Annotated in this window: 22 protein-coding genes; 8 read left to right on the forward strand and 14 right to left on the reverse strand. The window is 40.3% G+C overall.

Annotated features, from left to right (window positions below):
* Positions 1-192: 192 nt before the first annotated feature.
* Entirely contained in the window at positions 193-711 is a 519-nt protein-coding gene (locus AC6JAD_RS13990; RefSeq protein WP_461302970.1) for a hypothetical protein, read from the forward strand.
* Between the two features lie 4 nt (positions 712-715).
* Here AC6JAD_RS13990 and AC6JAD_RS13995 read toward each other — a convergent pair whose 3' ends face one another.
* Complete coding sequence (locus tag AC6JAD_RS13995; RefSeq protein WP_461302971.1) at positions 716-1372, reverse strand: endonuclease III domain-containing protein; 657 nt, start codon at positions 1370-1372, stop codon at positions 716-718.
* Positions 1373-1464: 92 nt separating this feature from the next.
* Here AC6JAD_RS13995 and bcp point away from each other — a divergent pair, with 92 nt between their 5' ends.
* Positions 1465-1920, forward strand: a complete 456-nt coding sequence (bcp, locus tag AC6JAD_RS14000; RefSeq protein ID WP_461302972.1) for a thioredoxin-dependent thiol peroxidase — start codon at positions 1465-1467, stop codon at positions 1918-1920.
* On the opposite strand, the gene AC6JAD_RS14005 is transcribed toward bcp, so the two are convergent.
* Positions 1917-3368: a nucleotidyl transferase family protein gene (locus AC6JAD_RS14005; RefSeq protein WP_461302973.1), complete on the reverse strand. Its 1452-nt coding sequence runs from the start codon at positions 3366-3368 to the stop codon at positions 1917-1919. The genes bcp and AC6JAD_RS14005 overlap by 4 nt on opposite strands.
* 81 nt (positions 3369-3449) lie before the next feature.
* Between AC6JAD_RS14005 and AC6JAD_RS14010 the strand changes: the two genes are divergently transcribed.
* Positions 3450-4226, forward strand: coding sequence for an MBL fold metallo-hydrolase (locus tag AC6JAD_RS14010; RefSeq protein ID WP_461302974.1), 777 nt, complete (start codon positions 3450-3452; stop codon positions 4224-4226).
* Between the two features lie 9 nt (positions 4227-4235).
* Positions 4236-4727, forward strand: coding sequence for a hydrolase (locus AC6JAD_RS14015; protein WP_461302975.1), 492 nt, complete (start codon positions 4236-4238; stop codon positions 4725-4727).
* Here AC6JAD_RS14015 and AC6JAD_RS14020 read toward each other — a convergent pair whose 3' ends face one another.
* From AC6JAD_RS14020 to AC6JAD_RS14045, 6 genes are all read right to left on the reverse strand, one after another.
* Complete coding sequence (locus tag AC6JAD_RS14020; RefSeq protein WP_461302976.1) at positions 4728-5378, reverse strand: alpha/beta hydrolase; 651 nt, start codon at positions 5376-5378, stop codon at positions 4728-4730.
* 63 nt (positions 5379-5441) lie between these two features.
* Positions 5442-5783, reverse strand: coding sequence for a DUF4870 domain-containing protein (locus AC6JAD_RS14025; protein WP_461302977.1), 342 nt, complete (start codon positions 5781-5783; stop codon positions 5442-5444).
* A 50-nt stretch (positions 5784-5833) separates the two neighbouring features.
* Positions 5834-6142, reverse strand: a complete 309-nt coding sequence (locus AC6JAD_RS14030) for a hypothetical protein (protein WP_461302978.1) — start codon at positions 6140-6142, stop codon at positions 5834-5836.
* Positions 6135-7388 (reverse strand): dihydroorotase, encoded by a 1254-nt coding sequence (locus tag AC6JAD_RS14035; RefSeq protein ID WP_461302979.1) that lies wholly within the window; start codon positions 7386-7388, stop codon positions 6135-6137. Before AC6JAD_RS14035 ends, AC6JAD_RS14030 begins: the two co-directional genes overlap by 8 nt.
* Positions 7389-7391: 3 nt before the next feature.
* Entirely contained in the window at positions 7392-9317 is a 1926-nt protein-coding gene (locus AC6JAD_RS14040) for a BatA domain-containing protein (RefSeq protein WP_461302980.1), read from the reverse strand.
* 93 nt (positions 9318-9410) lie between these two features.
* Positions 9411-9911 carry a type III secretion system chaperone family protein gene (locus AC6JAD_RS14045; protein WP_461302981.1) on the reverse strand — a complete coding sequence of 167 codons (501 nt, stop codon included), beginning with the start codon at positions 9909-9911 and terminating at the stop codon, positions 9411-9413.
* A 183-nt stretch (positions 9912-10094) separates the two neighbouring features.
* Between AC6JAD_RS14045 and AC6JAD_RS14050 the strand changes: the two genes are divergently transcribed.
* On the forward strand, positions 10095-10595 hold the full coding sequence (locus AC6JAD_RS14050) for a hypothetical protein (RefSeq protein ID WP_497866301.1): 501 nt from the start codon (positions 10095-10097) through the stop codon (positions 10593-10595).
* 31 nt (positions 10596-10626) lie between these two features.
* On the opposite strand, the gene AC6JAD_RS14055 is transcribed toward AC6JAD_RS14050, so the two are convergent.
* From AC6JAD_RS14055 to AC6JAD_RS14075, 5 genes are all read right to left on the reverse strand, one after another.
* On the reverse strand, positions 10627-11091 hold the full coding sequence (locus AC6JAD_RS14055; protein WP_461302983.1) for a GNAT family N-acetyltransferase: 465 nt from the start codon (positions 11089-11091) through the stop codon (positions 10627-10629).
* A gap of 10 nt (positions 11092-11101) precedes the next feature.
* Entirely contained in the window at positions 11102-11644 is a 543-nt protein-coding gene (locus AC6JAD_RS14060; protein ID WP_461302984.1) for a hypothetical protein, read from the reverse strand.
* A gap of 438 nt (positions 11645-12082) precedes the next feature.
* The gene (locus tag AC6JAD_RS14065; RefSeq protein ID WP_461302985.1) at positions 12083-12847 is read right to left on the reverse strand and encodes a TIGR02757 family protein; all 765 of its coding nucleotides are present in this window, start codon (positions 12845-12847) and stop codon (positions 12083-12085) included.
* A gap of 2 nt (positions 12848-12849) precedes the next feature.
* A complete protein-coding gene (locus AC6JAD_RS14070) occupies positions 12850-13503 on the reverse strand; it encodes an ABC transporter ATP-binding protein (RefSeq protein WP_461302986.1) in 654 nt (217 codons plus the stop codon).
* 40 nt (positions 13504-13543) lie between these two features.
* Positions 13544-15973 (reverse strand): DUF5916 domain-containing protein, encoded by a 2430-nt coding sequence (locus tag AC6JAD_RS14075; protein WP_461302987.1) that lies wholly within the window; start codon positions 15971-15973, stop codon positions 13544-13546.
* 134 nt (positions 15974-16107) lie between these two features.
* On the opposite strand from AC6JAD_RS14075, the gene msrA reads away from it, so the two are divergent.
* The 3 genes from msrA to AC6JAD_RS14090 are packed head-to-tail and all read left to right on the forward strand — an operon-like array spanning position 16108 to position 17606.
* Entirely contained in the window at positions 16108-16650 is a 543-nt protein-coding gene (gene msrA, locus AC6JAD_RS14080) for a peptide-methionine (S)-S-oxide reductase MsrA (protein WP_461302988.1), read from the forward strand.
* Positions 16650-17249: a GTP cyclohydrolase I FolE gene (gene folE, locus AC6JAD_RS14085; protein ID WP_461302989.1), complete on the forward strand. Its 600-nt coding sequence runs from the start codon at positions 16650-16652 to the stop codon at positions 17247-17249. Before msrA ends, folE begins: the two co-directional genes overlap by 1 nt.
* A gap of 51 nt (positions 17250-17300) precedes the next feature.
* Entirely contained in the window at positions 17301-17606 is a 306-nt protein-coding gene (locus tag AC6JAD_RS14090; RefSeq protein WP_461302990.1) for a hypothetical protein, read from the forward strand.
* Positions 17607-17646: 40 nt separating this feature from the next.
* Here AC6JAD_RS14090 and AC6JAD_RS14095 read toward each other — a convergent pair whose 3' ends face one another.
* The gene (locus AC6JAD_RS14095) at positions 17647-17949 is read right to left on the reverse strand and encodes a DUF6787 family protein (RefSeq protein ID WP_461302991.1); all 303 of its coding nucleotides are present in this window, start codon (positions 17947-17949) and stop codon (positions 17647-17649) included.
* Positions 17950-17951 lie beyond the last annotated feature (2 nt).

The following is a 17951-nucleotide window of genomic DNA, read 5'->3' on the forward strand; positions in this document are numbered from 1 at the left end:
ATTGCCTTTAGCTTTTCTGCCATTTATATTTCCTGGATCACTATACCATAGTGTTGTTAGTCAAAGTGTTGTTAATTAGGGGCTAACGCTTGTTTTTGTGTGTACACCTAGGGCAAATATTATGCGGTAAAACCGTAAGTAAATTCCGATGCTTTTGGGTAATTTGGATGTGTATTTGTAAAACGACGAGTTATGAACTTTCTGAGAAGAGTGGAAAATGGGTTCAGGGTGTTTACGAAAGAGGTAACCAAAACAGATTCTTTTAGTAAGGGGGAGGAATTTGAAGAATACGTTAGAAAGGTGCTATTTCCGCAGGCCCGATTTCAATTATTGCATAAGTCGCAAGATCATGATACGCATCGTGATGATGTGCCGCAATCAAGCCTACGACCTGATTTTAAATTTAGGGATACTAAAAACGGCCAAGAGTTTTATGTGGAGGCCAAATGGAGAAATGGTTCCTTTGCAAAGGACAACAAAATCCAATGGTGTAATAAGAACCAGTTAAAGCATTACAAGACGATCGATGAGTACGATTCGAAAGTATTTGTCGTCTTAGGATTGGGTGAGAGTCCAAAGCAACCGAATGAAGTGGTTTTGTTCCCAATGTCTTCTTGTAATTTCAACTCGCTATACGATACTTTTCTAAACAAATATGCATTCTACTTAGGGAGACCCGTATTTTCTGGGTATTTATGGAATTTGAGATAAGAAATTACTTTCGCTTCTTTTCATATTCCGCAATGACGCTTTTCCTACCAATGGTTTTGGTGATGATGTCTTTGTCTAAATCCCAACCACGGGCTGGGCTATACTGACGGCCGTACCAAATAATCTGTAAATGCAAATCATTCCATAGATGCTTTGGGAATAGTCGTTTGGCATCCTTTTCTGTCTGAACCACATTCTTGCCGTTGCTCAAGCCCCAACGGTACATTAAGCGGTGTATGTGGGTGTCTACAGGAAAAGCGGGAATGCCAAATGCCTGACTCACCACCACACTGGCCGTTTTATGCCCTACAGCTGGAAGTTCTTCCAATAATTCCATTTCTTTTGGTACCTGTCCATTATACTTGTCGATCAGGATATGGGAAAGACCATGGATCCCTTTCGATTTCATTGGGGAAAGTCCAACCGGCTTTATGATTTCCCTAATTTCTTCCACAGTAAGATTTACCATATCATAAGGATTATCTGCCACTTCGAAAAGGAGCGGCGTAATTTGATTCACCCTTACATCTGTACTTTGGGCAGATAACAATACTGCAATGAGCAGGGTGTACGGATCTTTATGATCTAATGGAATCGGTATCTGTGGGTACAGTTTTTTTAACGTATCAATAACAAAGTCTACCTTTTCCTGCTTGGTCATTTTGTGTAATTTTACAAATAATTAGTTAAACAAAATTAATTGTGCATTAGCCACTGGGAAATCACGTGGGGCACTTGAACAAAAATACACCAATGAATACACTTAAAGAAGGGGATAAGGTCCCAAATTTTACCGCAATCGATCAAGATGGAAATACTCATTCCCTAACCGACTATGCAGGTAAGAAATTAGTGGTCTTTTTCTACCCAGCCGCGAACACACCTACTTGCACAGTTGAGGCGTGCAATATCCGTGATCATTATAAAGAGCTACAGGATGCAGGATATGAAATCTTGGGAGTTAGTGCAGATACACAAAGAAAACAAAGCAATTTCAGCAAGAAATTCGAATTCCAATATCCTTTATTGGCCGATACCGAGAAAGAGGTTATCAATGCCTTCGGGGTTTGGGGGCCAAAGAAATTCATGGGACGTGAATTCGATGGTATTCACCGTAAAACATTTGTAATTAATGAGGAAGGCGTTGTAGATCGTGTAATAGATAAGGTAAAAAGTAAAGAGCACGCTGCTCAGATACTGAGTGCCTAGTTGGTTACTTTTTCTTCTGCTTTTTTACAACCAAATAAAGATTTTTCCTTTATAATTTCAGCAACTCCGGGTGGTAGCATCTTTTCCCATCCGGATTCTCCATTTTCAATCATACGAAGTACTTCCCTTGAGAATATGTCTAGGACCTCAGGGTTAAAGCTTTCAATATCTACAACCTTGCCATTGTACTTAAAGAACTTGTACAGTTCCTTCATACGTGGATGTACCTTTAGATTATCACTGGTTACGTAGGATCCATCTGAATTACGCATTGGGTAGAGGTATACCTTAAGATCCTTAAAGAATAATTTACCAAAGGCCTCCAAAATACCACCACTTAAGTGGCGGTAGTACTTTTCATCAAAAATATCGACTAAATTATTCACACCCATGGTCAATCCCATGCGGTTACGTGTATAATTAGAGAAGTATTCTACCAACTTATAATATTCCTGAAAATTGGAAATCATTACCGTGTACCCTAATGAACAAAGTAACCTAGCCCTGTCCATAAAGTCCTGTTCGTCAATTTCACCTTCTGCACGCAAATTGGACAGTGTAATTTCAAAAATGGTAAGTGTACGGTCCTTATCTACACGATTCTCTTTGGAAAACATTTCCAAAGACTTTTCGAACATATCAATATTTACCTTGGTTACCGGGCGAAAACTTCCACGCAGTGCCAAAACATTCTTTTTGTAAAGAATACGAGCGGGTAAGATATTATTGCCGTCGGGTCCAAAAATAATCGCCTCGGTCATCCTGTTTTTAATCAACTGAAGACTCATCAAGCGATTGTCTACGTCTTCAAACTTGGGCCCGGCAAAGTTTATGGTATCAATTTCAATTTTGTCCTTATCAATGTGATCGTATAGATAGCGCAATAACTTTCTGGGCTGATCATGCTTGTAAAAAGCGCCATATACCAGGTTCACCCCTAAAATACCAAGGGTCTGCTGTTGCAACACCGCTTCATTTTCTTTAAATCGGATATGAAGGGTAATCTCGCTATAGGCCTCATCTGGTTTGGTCTGAAATTTAATACCCACCCAGCCATGGCCTTTATATTTTTTGGCGAAATCTATAGTCGCTACCGTATTGGCATAGGCAAAAAACATTTTATTCGGATGGTTCTCACGGGCAATTCGCTCTTCGATGAGATCGATCTCATGCGAAATCATTTTTTTTAGGCGGGATTCCGTTACATATCTTCCATCTTTCTCAACACCATAAATAGCATCACTAAAGTCTTTATCATAGGCCGATATGGTTTTGGCTATCGTTCCCGAAGCACCACCTGCACGAAAAAAATTACGTACGGTTTCCTGTCCGGCCCCAATTTCGGCGAACGTCCCGTAAATATTCTCATTAAGATTAATTCGTAAAGCCTTGTCTTTTATGGATGGAATGCTTTCAAATTCCTTATCCCCTGGAATGATTTCTGGCATAGCGATAGATTCTTTTTCCTCTTATTACAAAGGTAGCAAAACCCATAGGCAAACAAAAAAATTACTGTTATTTTTGTGTGAATGAAATCTCCGCTCACCGTCACTTTTTTGGGTACAGGAACCTCACAGGGAATCCCTGTTATTGGAAGCACCCATCCCGTATGTCTCAGTGATGACCCAAAGGACAATAGAATGAGGGTATCTGTACTTATTCAATGGGATGATCATACCATTGTAGTAGATTGTGGACCAGATTTTAGACAGCAGATGTTGCGTGAAAAAGTTCAGAAGTTGGAAGCTGTATTACTTACCCATGAACATAGTGATCATGTTTCTGGGATAGATGATATCCGACCGTTCTATTTTAGGCAAGGTAATATTCCATTTTATGCGGAGGAACGTGTGTTCAATGCACTTCACAAGCGTTACGAATACATATTTGAAGTAGAAAACAAATATCCAGGAGCTCCAACGATCATAGAACATACCATATCTAAGGAACAAACGTTCAAGGTAATGGGCAAGGAAGTGATCCCTGTAGAAGTAATGCATGGAGACCTTCCAGTTCTCGGTTTTCGGATAGACGGATTTGCATACTTAACAGACGTGAAGACCATTTCCGATGAAGAAATGCAAAAACTGAAGGGAATAGAGGTTTTGGTACTGAATGCGCTGCGGGAAGAACCGCATTATACCCACCTTAATGTAGAAGAAGCTCTGGAAATCGTGAATATCATACAGCCGAAAAAGGCATATTTTACCCATATTAGCCATTTAATGGGCTTTCACAAAGAAATGGAAGCCAAGTTGCCCGACAACGTACACTTGGCCTACGACACCCTAAAAATAACAGTCTAAATACACGCTATGAAGTCTAAAATATTTATGTACCTGTTTTTCTTTTCCATATTACTGGTTCTGTTTATGTATATGAATCAGAAATCAATCTATGAAAGCCAGGAAAAGATCATAACCTCATTGAATGCAGCGATGGAAAAGAGAACGGATTCCATTACCCAACTTATGGAAAGCCTTGAGGATGCCGATTATTTTAAACTGCAGGGGAATGATAATGCCATGACGTATTTAGAAAGTATTGGTCTGGACCCATTGAAAGTTGAAAATGAAATACAGGAGACCCTGCTGGAAATGAACCTCGAAAAAGGAGGGAACCCATTGATAGATTATGAAGGGTATGGTGAATTTAGGATCAACCATATGAAGTTTCTAAACCACAGATGGATTCAGGCCGAATTCAGTGATGGAAGTACATGGGGCGAGATGATCATAGAGTATTTCTACGACCATGAAATGAAATTGGAACTCACACCGATATCCTCCGTGCTGTATCCTAATTAATTATTGATTTTCTAACCACTCCTTGAACTCATAAAAGTTCTGTGGTGCGACCCCATGACCAACGGGAAACTCCGAATAATGTGAGTCTATACCTAAGTCCTTGAGGAATGGCTGTGTTTTTCTGGCCCAATCCACGGGAATAACCATGTCTACACTTCCGTGCGAACTATAAATGTTTAGATGGGAAAAGTCATTGCTTTCGTACCCTTCTTTTAAGATTCCTTCATTAATGTATCCACTAAGGCCTATGATATTTTTTATTTTTTCTGGAAAGCTCAATGCCACCGAAAAACTGAGGATGGTCCCTTGACTAAAACCCAAAAGGGTGAGGTTGGAAGCATCTACCGGATACAGCTCACAAACTTCATCAATTACTTTGGCGATAAGATCCCGGGATTCCCTCGCCTGATCATCATCACTAAACTTGCCATCGTCGGCGTCGAAGTAAATTTGGTACCAAGCATTTCCATAGGGTTGCATGGGAATAGGTGCTTTCAAGGAGATAACGGCATATTTTTCGGGGAGTTCGGTGGCAAAAGAAAATAAGTCGTTTTCATCACTGCCATATCCGTGCAACATAATAATTACGGGTGCGTTTTCCGCCAAGGTACTAGGTCGGTAGTTGTGTTCTAGAGAAAGGGATTGCTTCATAGTAAAAAAAAGATGCCGCAAGGTACAACCCTAGCGGCATTTGAAAAAGTATTTACGTGTTGTTTATCCAATTCCTTTAAACCATTGCTGGAATTGTTCGCCAACCACGGGAAGAGGCTTCTTTTCCCCTTGTACGGCACCAATAAAGCCAAGTAACCAGATTACAAAGGAAACCCCTTGAATACCCCAACTTAACATGGAACTTCCAATGGTAAAGGCTTGAAATATATTTAAAACGTAAAGCGCGAGACCCAAAAGCATAATACCAAGCATTTGGCGTATGTGGAAAGATCCGAATTCCGATTTTTCATTGTTGTTCATTACAAGTGCAATGATCCAACCGATAAGGGTTAAGTACGCAATGATTCCAATGGTTTTTCCATTGTCCGAAGAAGTAGTTGTCATAGTTAGAGATGTTTATGGTTAGATTAATGTTATCCTTAAAGATAGCGAGTCTAATCCAAAAACCGAAACCACGTCTGAAATTTCTCACTTAAAAAGGGAATGCCCTTTTTTTGTTTGAAGATGGCCATGAGAAAACAAAATAACCAAAGACAGGTGGAAGTCCAATAAATATAAAACCCTACAGCATAGGATTGCAGGGCCACCGAGGCAAATAACAATAGCACCAACCCGAACATATTTTTAATATGCCAGGAGGCAAATTCATCTTTGTTGTCCTTATTTAAGAAATAGGCAATCAATAATCCTATAAACGTACAATAGGCGATAATGGCCTTGGTATGTGGGGACATGTCATTCATTGATCACTAATTGATTCTGATGAATGATACCGTATACATTTCCTTTCATGGGGAAACCGAGCAACGCCGCATTCTTGGAAGTAGAAAGAATGCTTTCTTCCGAGAATACCCAATCACTCATTGGGTTAAATAGGGTAAGGTCGGCTTTTTGTCCTTCGGAAATACCAGTACTTTCAACACCGAACACTTTTCTTAATCCCGTAAGCCCTTGAATTGCAGTTTCAAGATCGGTTTCTCCCAGTAATGCGCCAAAACAACTTTCCAATCCGATACTGCCGAATTTCGCATGATCGAACTCAGTGCGTTTGTGTTCTACATCGATGGGGTCATGATCACTGGTAACACCATCTATAGTGCCATCGGCAAGGCCTTTTAACAATGCCTTTCTGTCCTTTTGTGTCCGTAGGGGAGGAAGTAGTTTATAACTCGTATCGAAAGTGTCTAACACATCATCAGTAAGGCATAGGTTATGTATGGCTACACTACAGGTAACTTTTAAGCCTTTCTTTTTGGCTTCTTTTATAAGCTTAATGCTTTTTTCTGTAGAAATGGTAGGGATATGTAGCTTTCCGCCTGTATATTCCAATATGTGCAAATCCCTAATGATTTGTAATTCCTCGGATAAGGCAGGAATCCCTTTCAGTCCTAATCGGGTACTGTTTTCCTCTTCATTCACCACTCCATTCCTAGCTACGGACTTTTCGAATGGGAAGGATTGCACCAGTCCGCCAAAGTTTTGCGCATACTGAAGTGCAATTTTCAACAGATTAGCATTCTTAATGGGTCGCTTATAGTCGTAGAATGAAATGGCGCCTTCATTATACATATCATATAGTTCGGCCAAATCTACCCCTTCACTTTTGGTGGTCATAGCACCAATTGGATAGACAGTAACTGGACTGTGATATGCCTTGGTTTTAAGGAACTTAACTTGGGATTTGGTATCAGTGACGGGTTGAGTATTAGCATTTACGCCTACAGCAGTATATCCGCTTTGAGCAGCAGTTTGCAGACCATTTTCCAATGTTTCCCTTTCTTCATACCCGGGTTCCCCGAAACTTACGCTGGGATCGAACCACCCTTGCGATATATGAAGATTGGAGAAGGTAAGTTGGGTACTCTTGGTATCGGAGATAGATGCCGCAATTTTTTGAATAACACCATCTTTAATAAGGACATCTCGTTTCTTACCATGATGCTTGCTTGCAGGATCAATTATGGTTGCCGATTTTAAGAGTATATCCATACGCTAGTTCTTCATGAATTTTAAGATCAACATTTCCCCTAGGAGAAAAACTAGGGCAAAAATAACAAACCATTTCCAAAAGGAGTTTATTTTATTATCCGAAGCTATGGTTTCGAACAATTCGGACACAGAATTATGTGCTGTTACGCCTTCCCAATCGCCTATATCCCCATATTGCAAACGGCTTTCACGCCTGGGATGGTTATAGGAAACATACTCCAAGAAAATATCTCCTTTCTCCGCCGAGAAATTTCCTGACACATTTGGTTCATCTGTTGTCGTGATGGAAACACTGCGGGCTTTGGTTTGTTGTAAAGGAATAAAGCTTTGAACACTATCCTTTAAACTAATAATTTCATCTTGGGCAAGGGATACCGGAATCGCAAAGGTGTTATTCTGTCCAATCTCATAATAAAGCTCGGGAAGGGGAAGGCTCTGTTGAGCCATATTAATTAAAGTGGGAACAATAAGCGGGGAACTTTTAAAATTGGAGTTGCCCGTTGACGCAGCAGCAGTCCCCAGATAACTCTTTCCTTGTTGCAATAAAAAGGGTTTCCCATCGGCAAAACTGAGTAGGGGTGTAGCACTGCTTCTCGTTTCCATAAACGAATTTACCTTTGGAAATTGAAAATTCGTGACTTGTTTTTCGAATACACTAGCGTATAAAGGATGTGAAAAGTTGATCTTGGAAATATTCTTTTCAGCATTAATTTCAGAAGTAAAACTACCTAGGCCCAATCCATTCAATAAGGTGTTGTATGAACTAATATCACTGCTAACCGATGGTATCACGAACAGACTTCCACCGCCCTCACTGAAAGCTTTTAGGCTATTGACTAATGAAATTGGGATCGATTCGAGTTCATTCAGGATAATGAAATCCTGATTGGGTATGTCGTTGTAATTTACCGCATCATGGCTTTGCTGAAGGTATTCATAACCTGGTTGATCAAATAATCGTTGCAGGAAGTTGGAATCTTCCCTGTTAATGGAAAGCACTTTTATTTTTTTTGGTGTATTCACACTAAAAAACAGACTATTGTCATACAAAAGGTCTGCATCGGTAATACGAAGTTCACCCTGAAGCCCCTCCACATTCTCCACGGTAAATGAGATGGTATTTGAAGCGCTATTGGAAAAATCGACCGCGGTTTTGGCCAGTAATGAACCTTTATTTAGTAACGAGATGGGTATACTTGGCGGAACTTCCCCTTGAGCAGATACTTTTACTTCCAGCTCTAGACTGGTTCCAGATACACCACTTATATATGCCGTATCAATGGCGACATTATTTGTAGTTACAGGGTTCATAACGGCCACATCGGTTCGTATTCCCTCTTTCGAATCCGGAAATGAAGTGGCATGCTGTAGATCTGTAATGATAATGAGACGTTTATCTGAGGAGGGATCGTTCGAGAACAGTTGGTTTCCCTTCAGCAATACCTCTTCCAATCCCAGTTGTGTGTAAGTGGGTTGAATGGATAGAATGTCACTTTTTAAATTATTTTGTGAGATATCCTTTTGGGTATCGCTATTGGTATACCAACTTAGTTTTTCCGGACCGCTCAATAATTCGTACAGTTGCTGTTTTGCCCGCGCGAGTAGGGGACCATTGGCTCCTTTAGCTTGCATACTAAAGGAGTTGTCCAAATAAAGCACTGTTTCCTTTTCTGTGTTTAACGCTGTTTGAGAGGCACTAAATGGTTGTGCGAAGGCCAAGATGATGCAGGCCAGGGCTAACAATCTCATAAGTAGCGTAAGCCACTTTTTTAGTCGAGAACTCCTTCGGGTTTGTAGGGTCACCCTCTTTAGAAAAGCCACGTTGGTAAACTCCTCTTTTTGAAATCGGCGTAATTGAAAAAGGTGAATTAGTATAGGGATAAGGAGCAGTAATAGGGCGTAAAGTAATTCCGGGTGTTTAAACTGCATTCCTTTTTTAAATTGGCGTCAAAGATATAAAATGGAATATAAAAATAAACGCTTCCCGTCTGGAAAGCGTTAAAATCTTCGTAAAAGAATAAATTAGGTCTTCTTTAGTTTGATCTCAGGTTTTTTCTCCTCAACGGGCTCCTCATCGCCATTACCACCACCAAATAATAGCGGGGTACTTGTATAGGTGCCTCCAAAATTGATAGCGGCATAATATACCTGGTCTACTGCGCTATTAAGTTCTTCATCCGACAAGGGACTTAATGGATGAATAAACACCGACCACATTATATCATTGGATAGGGCATATTTTACATCTAATGCCGTATGAAAATTAGCTGCCAAACAATCCAATAGTACTTCCTTATCCAATTTATCCACTTCAACTATTGGGGCAATGATCCGCATACGGTCGTTGCTTTCGTCCGTTATGACCATCATTGGCATTTCGTTATATACCAATTGCCAACGACCTGGAATACCTTCAATGGAATCCACTTTTTCAGTGAGGAGCGTTCCCAATCGTTCATTGTCCATTTGGGCGTACACTATAGATGAGAGGAGTAGGGCGAAAAGTAACAGAAATCGTTTCATGTAGACCAATTTAACAGGATAGTCGTAAGTTAACCGAATTACTAACATGCGGGCGCTTATTTCGGTATAAAAACGGAATCTGACTATCACTTTTTTCACTAAATTGTTCATCAATTCTATTCTAGCCATACTATGGGAATTAAAATTAAATGGAATTCGGAGAGAATACTGAGTCTTTCCGCGATGTCAATAAGTTTCATTACGCTCATTATATTCATTTATCAAACCAATTTAATGAGTAGGCAAAATCACTTATCCATCCTGCCATACCTATCCCTAACCACCTCCAATAGTCCAGTAGACAGTAAATTTAATTTGTCCTTGGAGAATCATGGTGTGGGTCCGGCTATTATTGAAAGTGTAACTATAAAACATAAAGGCAAGTCATATGATTTGGCCGAATTTAACAGTGAAGTGTTCACATTCTTAAAGGAAAAGGTTCCGAAATTAGATAGTATTCAAGCGATATCTTATGCTACCCTAGATCGGGGGATGGCGATTCCAGTGAATATTTCGTATACCATTATGGAAGTAACTAACGCTCCCAAAGATTATTTGCTGCTCCGTAATAGCCTGAATGACTTATTGGAAGATGGGATGTCTTTTGAAATAGTCTATAAGTCCATTCAAAATGAGCGTTGGGTAATAACTAATAATACCAAAGGACCAGAACAATTGGATTAGCATTTTTGAAGACTAAAGTAACGGTAGAATTTTAATCCCTGCTATTCCCAGATAGTTCATAGGTATACAGCGCCACGGTTTCCCTATGTCCTCCTGTGTTGGCATAAAGTGCCTGAGCCGCTTCATTTTCTAAGTCTGTACAGAGAAAGATGGTTCTAACCTTCAATTCATTGCACAGTTGCTTAAGTCTGTCAATAAGCATGGTAGCGATACCTTCTCTTCTATGGTTTTCTAAAGTTTCAATTTCATAAAGGAACAATTCGGTTTCATCCTTTGTAAATATTGGTAGTGTGTAGGCAGTAAGACCACCTACTACCTTACCCTTATTAATGGCTACCAAAACATGAAAATTGATATCGGATAGTCTTTCTTTAATGGGCAGGGATGAGCGTTTGTTAGATGGAGCCTGAGGTTTGTCTTGAACGATCCCCCAACATTTTAATAGGTCATTTGCCAATTCAATGTCTTTTTCGTTAAGTTTCCTAATCTCTATCATTGGTGGTTGGCTATTGGCAATCGGCTTGTGTGTTTTTGTTTTTCCACTGTATCCAATACTCCTGTAACCCTTCTGGGGTAGTCTTAAGAGCACTTATGTATAATTCTTGGCCAGGCATTAGTACACGAGCAAGTTCTCGCTTCCTTCTTTCAAGGGCTGGAGTATGATTCCATCCCCCAACATGATCGAAAGAGGTATAGGCCTCACACTTTTTGGCAACTTCAATGAACGGAATGACCAAGGTGTAAATTACTTCCCCGGATCCCATTCCAACAGTTGACATTTCAATATTTGGAAAATCTACTTTTCGGTAGTCCTTATTTTTATATAGATCTTTTAGTTTGTCACCAACAGCTCCGGACATGGTATTGGAGAACTGGTGTGCAATATCGGAACCATTTACAAACTCGGGCCCCTTATACGTACCACGGCAACCATTTTCAGTACATTGTACATCAGATACTTGGTTGTCATGATGTGCCAATGTATTAGTTGACTGCTTACAACCAAATGCCCAAAAACCTGTAATGAAAAGTATGATTACGTATTTCATAGAAATGGATGCGTTTCTTACAAATATATCGATAAAGGGATAATCCTTCCCTTGTACTTATACCAAATTAAAAAAGCCCCGATCCTAATGAATCGAGGCCTTTGGTTGGCCATTATAAAACAAGTTGAGGTCGTTTACTTAATAGCTCAGGTATTAAGGTCACCCATCGAAAAACACATGGCTTTCAATACGCATGTAGGTCTGGTATCAAAAGGTTGATTGTCATATGAACTCAGGGAATAACTTAATCCTTTCATGGCTTGTAATCAGGGCGTAAAAATAAACATAAGCAGGCTCGTTGGTTATAGATTTTAGTTTGGGGTTTCAATAAGTGAAAGATAAGAAATTAGATCAAAATAATCGACAAAGTGAGCGATATAATCGATGAAATACATAATTATTTAACGTAACCCCAAAATCAGTCGATGCTGCGTGAGGCTAAAATTTTTCGAAAACGCCCAATCCAAACAAGGCAAAATCATATTTGACCGGATCGGCTGGATCCAATTGGCGCAGCGCCGTGTCTAATTCGGCAACGGCCTTGGCATCATTTTGTTTTCGTTTCAGTAATCCGAGTTTACGCGCTACATTTCCAGAATGGACATCTAGGGGACAGGATAATTGAGAGGGTAAAATGGAAGTCCATATTCCAAAATCAACACGAGTAGTATTGGGCCTTACCATCCATCGCAAGTACATATTCAAGCGTTTGGCGGCACTGTTCCTTAAAGGATCGCCCACATGTTTTTCCGTTCTTTCAAGATGTGATAATTCGAAAAAGTCTTTTTTGAACAAGGACAAAGCATGCTGAAGTGAATGTTCTTTTGTGTAGGTAGAAAGCGCCCCTTCCAAGCCTTCTTTGTTGCTATATAGATGCTTCAAGGCCTTAACAAAATATATAAGATCCTGTCCATTGAACGTGCGGTGTACAAAGTGGGTGAGGGGTTCCAAATCATTATCCGTATGATTCATAACGAAATCATAAGGGGTGTGTCCCATAAGTTCAACGAGTTTATGCCCATTGTTTATTATGCTTTTCCGGTTGCCCCAAGCTATGGTAGCTACAAGAAAGCCAATAATTTCTATATCTTCTTTTTTTTGGAATAGATGGGGGATCTGTATGGGGTCAGTCTCAATAAACGAAGGGCTGTTATACAATTCTGCCTTTTCGTCGAGGAATTCCTTGAGTTCTTTTTGGTTCACGCTTACGAAACAATTATACCATCTTGCATGGTAAACTTACGATCGGCCATTTCTGCCAGTTCCTCATTATGGGTTACGATTACGAAGGTATGACCAAATTCATCCCTTAACTTAAAAAACAGGTTATGAAGGCGTTCTGCACTTTCGGTATCTAAATTTCCGCTGGGTTCATCTGCAAGAATTACAGACGGATGGTTCATTAAAGCCCTTGCTACGGCAACGCGTTGTTGTTCACCACCAGAAAGCTCATTTGGTTTGTGATTTATCCTGTGATCCAATCCTAGGAATGTCAATAATTCCTTTGCTCGTATTTCCGCTTCTTCCTTAGGGGTCTTTTTAATGTAGGCTGGAATGCACACATTTTCCAATGCGGTAAATTCAGGGAGTAATTGATGAAACTGAAAAATAAATCCTAAATGTTCATTCCTGAATTTGGCCAAAGCCTTTCTGTTCAGGCTTCCCACTTTAGTATTGTTAATGCTTAAGGTTCCTTCACTGGCTGTATCCAGTGTACCCAATATTTGTAGCAGCGTGGTTTTTCCAGCTCCAGAGGCGCCGACTATTGAGACGATCTCGCCCTTTTTAATTTCAATATCCACACCTTTTAGTACATGTAGATCACCATAATATTTGTGAATGTTCTTTGCAGAGATCATATCTGGGTATAATGCGTGAAATTACTACTTTCCAAATGATCTACAAAGTAGCATTGTTCTTATTGAAGAGGTACTTAACATTGTTATAATCGATGAAATAGGTAATTCGCAACGACACGGTATGCTGCGTAGGCTCATCGAACAAGTTGCCAAGGCTCTCTGAATAATTGAGGGTAGACTGTTCGTCTTGTTTGAAAATTTGATTCCTGTATAGGAAAGTAGCTTCACTACCCGGAGCAAAACGCCAGCGAAAGCTTAGATCTAAATTCCAGATATTGAAATTACGGTTAGGGTCATTGGCTGCGACATCATACTCAGTACGCGTTCGGCTTCCATCTTCGTTCAATGTCCAAAAAACGTCATCGCTATAATCGGCAACCGTCCAAAAATTCCTGAAGCGCAAATCGATGGCTTTATAAGGATCGAAATTGTAACTCGCAGTGATTTCGTTCTCCAAACTGCGAATATCCCTTTGACCAAAGAATATATTTTCATCATCATTGTCAATCCATCCAAACATATCATTCCGAAGGGAAAGATCGGTAGAGAGTATCACCAAGAATTTATCCGAAAAGCGATAACGGGGCGAGACATCCATAAAGTATTGAATTTGCGGCCCGTCGAATGCACTTCGGTGCCCAACGCCAAGATCATAAGCGAATTTCTTTCGATAGTCGGAGGAGCACCATAAGCGGCCTCCTAGATTACGGGGGAATTCAACAAAACGACCTTCCACCCTTGGTTCGAAATAATCCTTGTTTCTGGAGTTATACCCAACGAAGCCACCAAAAGCGAATCGTTCCTTGGTTACAAAAAACCAATTGGCGTTTATACTGTTTCCGGTTTCCACACTTGGCCTATACAAACGACGATGGCGATAGGTTAGATTAAACCGATAGCTATTGAAAAGTTTTGTGGGTTCAAAAATTTGATAGGAAGCACCCGCAACAAAATTGTTGAAGTTGTTCCTAAAATTCAACCCAAGATCATTGATGTCTAAGGTAGTATTTGCAAAATCATGACCTACACGGTAACGAAAGTTTCCTTTTATCTTGAAAATATCCAACTCAGATTGAAATCCTGTTTCCCAACCCTCGGCCCTGTGAACGTTACTAACGATAGCACGTCCGGAAGAACGAAAATTATTTCCCTTATCCGCTACATCGAACACCAAAGCAGAAGTGTTGGCATCCCTAAAATGTCCGTCCCGGGTTACATTCGTATTAATTAATGAAATAGAAGAATTGCCATTGAACTGCTGGTCCAACACGAATATATTATAGTTTGCCAACGGCTCGACCAAGACTTCCCTGGTGGCTCCCGAAACGGTATCGGTAACCGTGGCATAGGTTTTTTCGGTAATCGCATTAAAAAATCCAACGCCCAATTTGTCTTTGGTTCGCCCAGAAATCTTAATAGCGTTTAATAGGTTGACTTTGGAAGGATATTCCAAAACATCCTCATTTTCATCCAGTTCTCCGACATCACCACTTGGTGCATTTCCAACACGTCTTGAAAAGAAAATTCGCCCTTTGTTGAAAAGGTCTATACCCTCGGTAAAGAACTGCCGCTGCTCGGAGAAGGTCTGCTCAAAAGGTCCGAGGTTCAATATTACCTCATCGAAGGCGGCCTGGCCAAAGTCCGGAATCAATGTGGCATCTAATGTGAAACTATCGCTCAATCCGTATTTAATGTCCATTCCAGCCGTGAAATCTGTTTCGGTTTCTCCATCGAAATTGGATACTAAACCCTGTGCAAAAGGGAAGAGGGTTAAACGTACGGGAGGGTCAATGTTGCTCACTCCTGTTACATTACCGCTGTACTGTGATTCATTTCCTTTTGAGATATCGATGAAATTCCAGGTGTGCGTTTCGTTTTTGGTATTAATGCGACGGTAAAAATTTACGCCCCAGTCCTGTACTTCCACTTCAGGAAATCGAAGCGCATTGTAAGGTATACGAAACTCGGCATACCATCCTTTGGTGTCCTGGGAAACCCTGCATTCGAATACTACATTGTAACTAAAGTCAAAATCATTTTGGGTAGATAACGCATCACCAATAGTACCGGCACTAGTGACGAAAAAATGCGTTTCGTTAATACCATCATTATACGTATTTAGTGCAATGGCGAAATGATCCGCTTGCACAAACACTTCGTCACGCTGCGAAAACTGTCGTAAAATAGATCCTGGATCTGGGTCGTGCATATAGGCCGCTACATATACGTTCTTATCGTCGTATGCCATTTTTACCTCGGTCAGGTAGGCAGGGTCTACTGTTCCTTCATTTCCGGGTTGATACATATTGAAATCGCTGTAGGCTGTTAAGGATTGCCAGATTTCGTCGTCTAATTCACCATCTATTTTGGGAGGATTGGTTATTCGTTTGGCTTCCAGTGTCTTCTTTTCCTGTGAGTGGCTGATGGTGGTCACAAAAAAGATAGGTAGTAGCAGGAAAAGATATTTCATGTAACGTTAGTAAGCTGTTAGTGTTTCGGAAGTAAAAGTAAAAGACTCCCAAAAGGTGCGGTATTAACGAAAAGTTAAATACATTGGAGAATGTTAAATCCGTACTTTTTTAACATTAACTTTGGAATATCTTAATGAAAAGAACAGAAAAAATTGTATTCGCAGGCGGGTGCTTCTGGTGCACCGAAGCCGTTTTTCAAATAATTGAAGGAGTAGAAACCGTTATTTCAGGATATACCGGTGGTACGATCAAAAATCCGGCATACCGAGAGGTCTGTTCTGGACGTACGGGCCATGCCGAAGGTATTCTTATAACGTACGATCCCGAAAAGGTAGACATCAACACCTTGTTGGAAGTGTACTTCGTAACCCATGATCCCACAACCTTGAACCGACAGGGGAATGACGTTGGAACGCAGTATAGAAGTGAGATTTTTTACGCTACTGAAGAGCAACGGGTGGCTTCTGAAACTTTTATTGCTATCTTAACGGAGAATAAGGTGTATAAAGATCCTATTGTAACGAAAGTTTCGCCATTGGATGTGTTCTATGAGGCAGAAGAAGACCATCAGAACTATTATAATGATAATAAGGAACAACCATATTGTAGTTTTTTGATCACACCTAAAATCGAGAAAATAAAAAAGTACTATTCAGAAAAATTAAAAACCAATTAATGGGATCATATCGTTTTTTCGAAGAATATAATGAAGAGGTAACGGACGACCTCAAAAGTAACTATACCGAAATCCTTAAAGAGGTAGGAGAGGACGTTACCCGCGAGGGTATTGTGAAAACACCCGAACGGGCTGCCAAAGCCATTCAGTTTCTCACCTCCGGACATTGCCAGGACCCAGCGGAGATTCTTAAGAGTGCTATGTTTGCGGAAGATTACCACGATATGGTCATCGTTAAGGATATTGAGTTGTATTCCCTTTGTGAACATCATATACTCCCTTTCTTTGGAAAGGCCCATATTGCTTATATTCCAGATGGGCATATTGTTGGATTAAGCAAGATTCCCAGGGTTGTGGATGTATTTGCGAGGAGATTGCAGGTACAGGAACGATTAACGCATGATATACTAGAATGCATAAATAATACGTTACAACCTAAAGGTGTGGCAGTTGTGATCGAGGCTTCCCATATGTGCATGATGATGCGTGGGGTTCAAAAGCAGAACAGCGTGACAACTACTTCAGGTTTTAGAGGGCAATTTGAAAAGATTGAGACCCGCAATGAATTCCTGAAATTGATCAGTACCGATCTAGCCTAATCTTGGCAAGCTTATTGCTTGTGTATAACTAAATTAAAACCTACTTACTAGATGAAAAAAGACAAGTACAAATTATTGAGAAGAGGAATAGTGTATGACCTAGTGGGAGCTGCGTCTACATTTGTACCTTTTGTAGGGCCTTTTCTTGATATCCTTTGGGCGCCCTATGCGGCAAAGAAGATGAGCGAAATGTATGAGGGTAATACTGGGAAAATTGCTTCGGTAATTGTGTTTCTTGAAGAAATACTTCCGTTTTCCGATTTCATCCCAACCTTTACACTTATGTGGTTATATACTTTTGTTTGGGCCAAAACAGAGAAACCCGTTCAGACTATTGAAGTTGAAATAAACGAATAAAAAAAGCCCCGTACATCGGGGCCTTTTTTATGCATATAGTTTAGTCTTTTACCAAGAAGCCCAATCCCATGGCTCGGAGCATTTTCTTTTCGAAATTCCAGAAGAATTGAAATTCGCCGAATAACCAGCCGAAAAATACCAAGAGCACTTGATAAATTGGGAATATGATGAGTATTCTCACGGGCCAATAAATATACCAGCCGAATTCCTTGGTTACACCTATTGCTTCCGTTAGTGGGCCCGCAAATTTAGCGGAAGTACTACCCGTTATCGCAAATACAATAAAAATGACGGTGAGTTGCCAGTTGGAGGTGATTCCCCAACGCTTTTTGAGTTTATCCATAG

Source organism: Aureisphaera sp. (assembly GCF_059726885.1).

Coding starts and splice junctions, on each gene's coding strand:
- bcp (WP_461302972.1), top strand. CDS start 1,465: ATGAATACACTTAAAGAAGGGGATAAGGTCCCAAATTTTACCGCAATC.
- AC6JAD_RS14010 (WP_461302974.1), top strand. CDS start 3,450: ATGAAATCTCCGCTCACCGTCACTTTTTTGGGTACAGGAACCTCACAG.
- AC6JAD_RS14040 (WP_461302980.1), bottom strand. CDS start 9,317: ATGCAGTTTAAACACCCGGAATTACTTTACGCCCTATTACTGCTCCTT.
- AC6JAD_RS13990 (WP_461302970.1), top strand. CDS start 193: ATGAACTTTCTGAGAAGAGTGGAAAATGGGTTCAGGGTGTTTACGAAA.
- AC6JAD_RS13995 (WP_461302971.1), bottom strand. CDS start 1,372: ATGACCAAGCAGGAAAAGGTAGACTTTGTTATTGATACGTTAAAAAAA.
- folE (WP_461302989.1), top strand. CDS start 16,650: ATGGGATCATATCGTTTTTTCGAAGAATATAATGAAGAGGTAACGGAC.
- AC6JAD_RS14095 (WP_461302991.1), bottom strand. CDS start 17,949: ATGGATAAACTCAAAAAGCGTTGGGGAATCACCTCCAACTGGCAACTC.
- AC6JAD_RS14060 (WP_461302984.1), bottom strand. CDS start 11,644: ATGAAATACGTAATCATACTTTTCATTACAGGTTTTTGGGCATTTGGT.
- AC6JAD_RS14035 (WP_461302979.1), bottom strand. CDS start 7,388: ATGGATATACTCTTAAAATCGGCAACCATAATTGATCCTGCAAGCAAG.
- AC6JAD_RS14030 (WP_461302978.1), bottom strand. CDS start 6,142: ATGAATGACATGTCCCCACATACCAAGGCCATTATCGCCTATTGTACG.
- AC6JAD_RS14070 (WP_461302986.1), bottom strand. CDS start 13,503: ATGATCTCTGCAAAGAACATTCACAAATATTATGGTGATCTACATGTA.
- AC6JAD_RS14050 (WP_497866301.1), top strand. CDS start 10,095: ATGTCAATAAGTTTCATTACGCTCATTATATTCATTTATCAAACCAAT.
- AC6JAD_RS14090 (WP_461302990.1), top strand. CDS start 17,301: ATGAAAAAAGACAAGTACAAATTATTGAGAAGAGGAATAGTGTATGAC.
- msrA (WP_461302988.1), top strand. CDS start 16,108: ATGAAAAGAACAGAAAAAATTGTATTCGCAGGCGGGTGCTTCTGGTGC.
- AC6JAD_RS14055 (WP_461302983.1), bottom strand. CDS start 11,091: ATGATAGAGATTAGGAAACTTAACGAAAAAGACATTGAATTGGCAAAT.
- AC6JAD_RS14025 (WP_461302977.1), bottom strand. CDS start 5,783: ATGACAACTACTTCTTCGGACAATGGAAAAACCATTGGAATCATTGCG.
- AC6JAD_RS14005 (WP_461302973.1), bottom strand. CDS start 3,368: ATGCCAGAAATCATTCCAGGGGATAAGGAATTTGAAAGCATTCCATCC.
- AC6JAD_RS14015 (WP_461302975.1), top strand. CDS start 4,236: ATGAAGTCTAAAATATTTATGTACCTGTTTTTCTTTTCCATATTACTG.
- AC6JAD_RS14045 (WP_461302981.1), bottom strand. CDS start 9,911: ATGAAACGATTTCTGTTACTTTTCGCCCTACTCCTCTCATCTATAGTG.
- AC6JAD_RS14020 (WP_461302976.1), bottom strand. CDS start 5,378: ATGAAGCAATCCCTTTCTCTAGAACACAACTACCGACCTAGTACCTTG.
- AC6JAD_RS14075 (WP_461302987.1), bottom strand. CDS start 15,973: ATGAAATATCTTTTCCTGCTACTACCTATCTTTTTTGTGACCACCATC.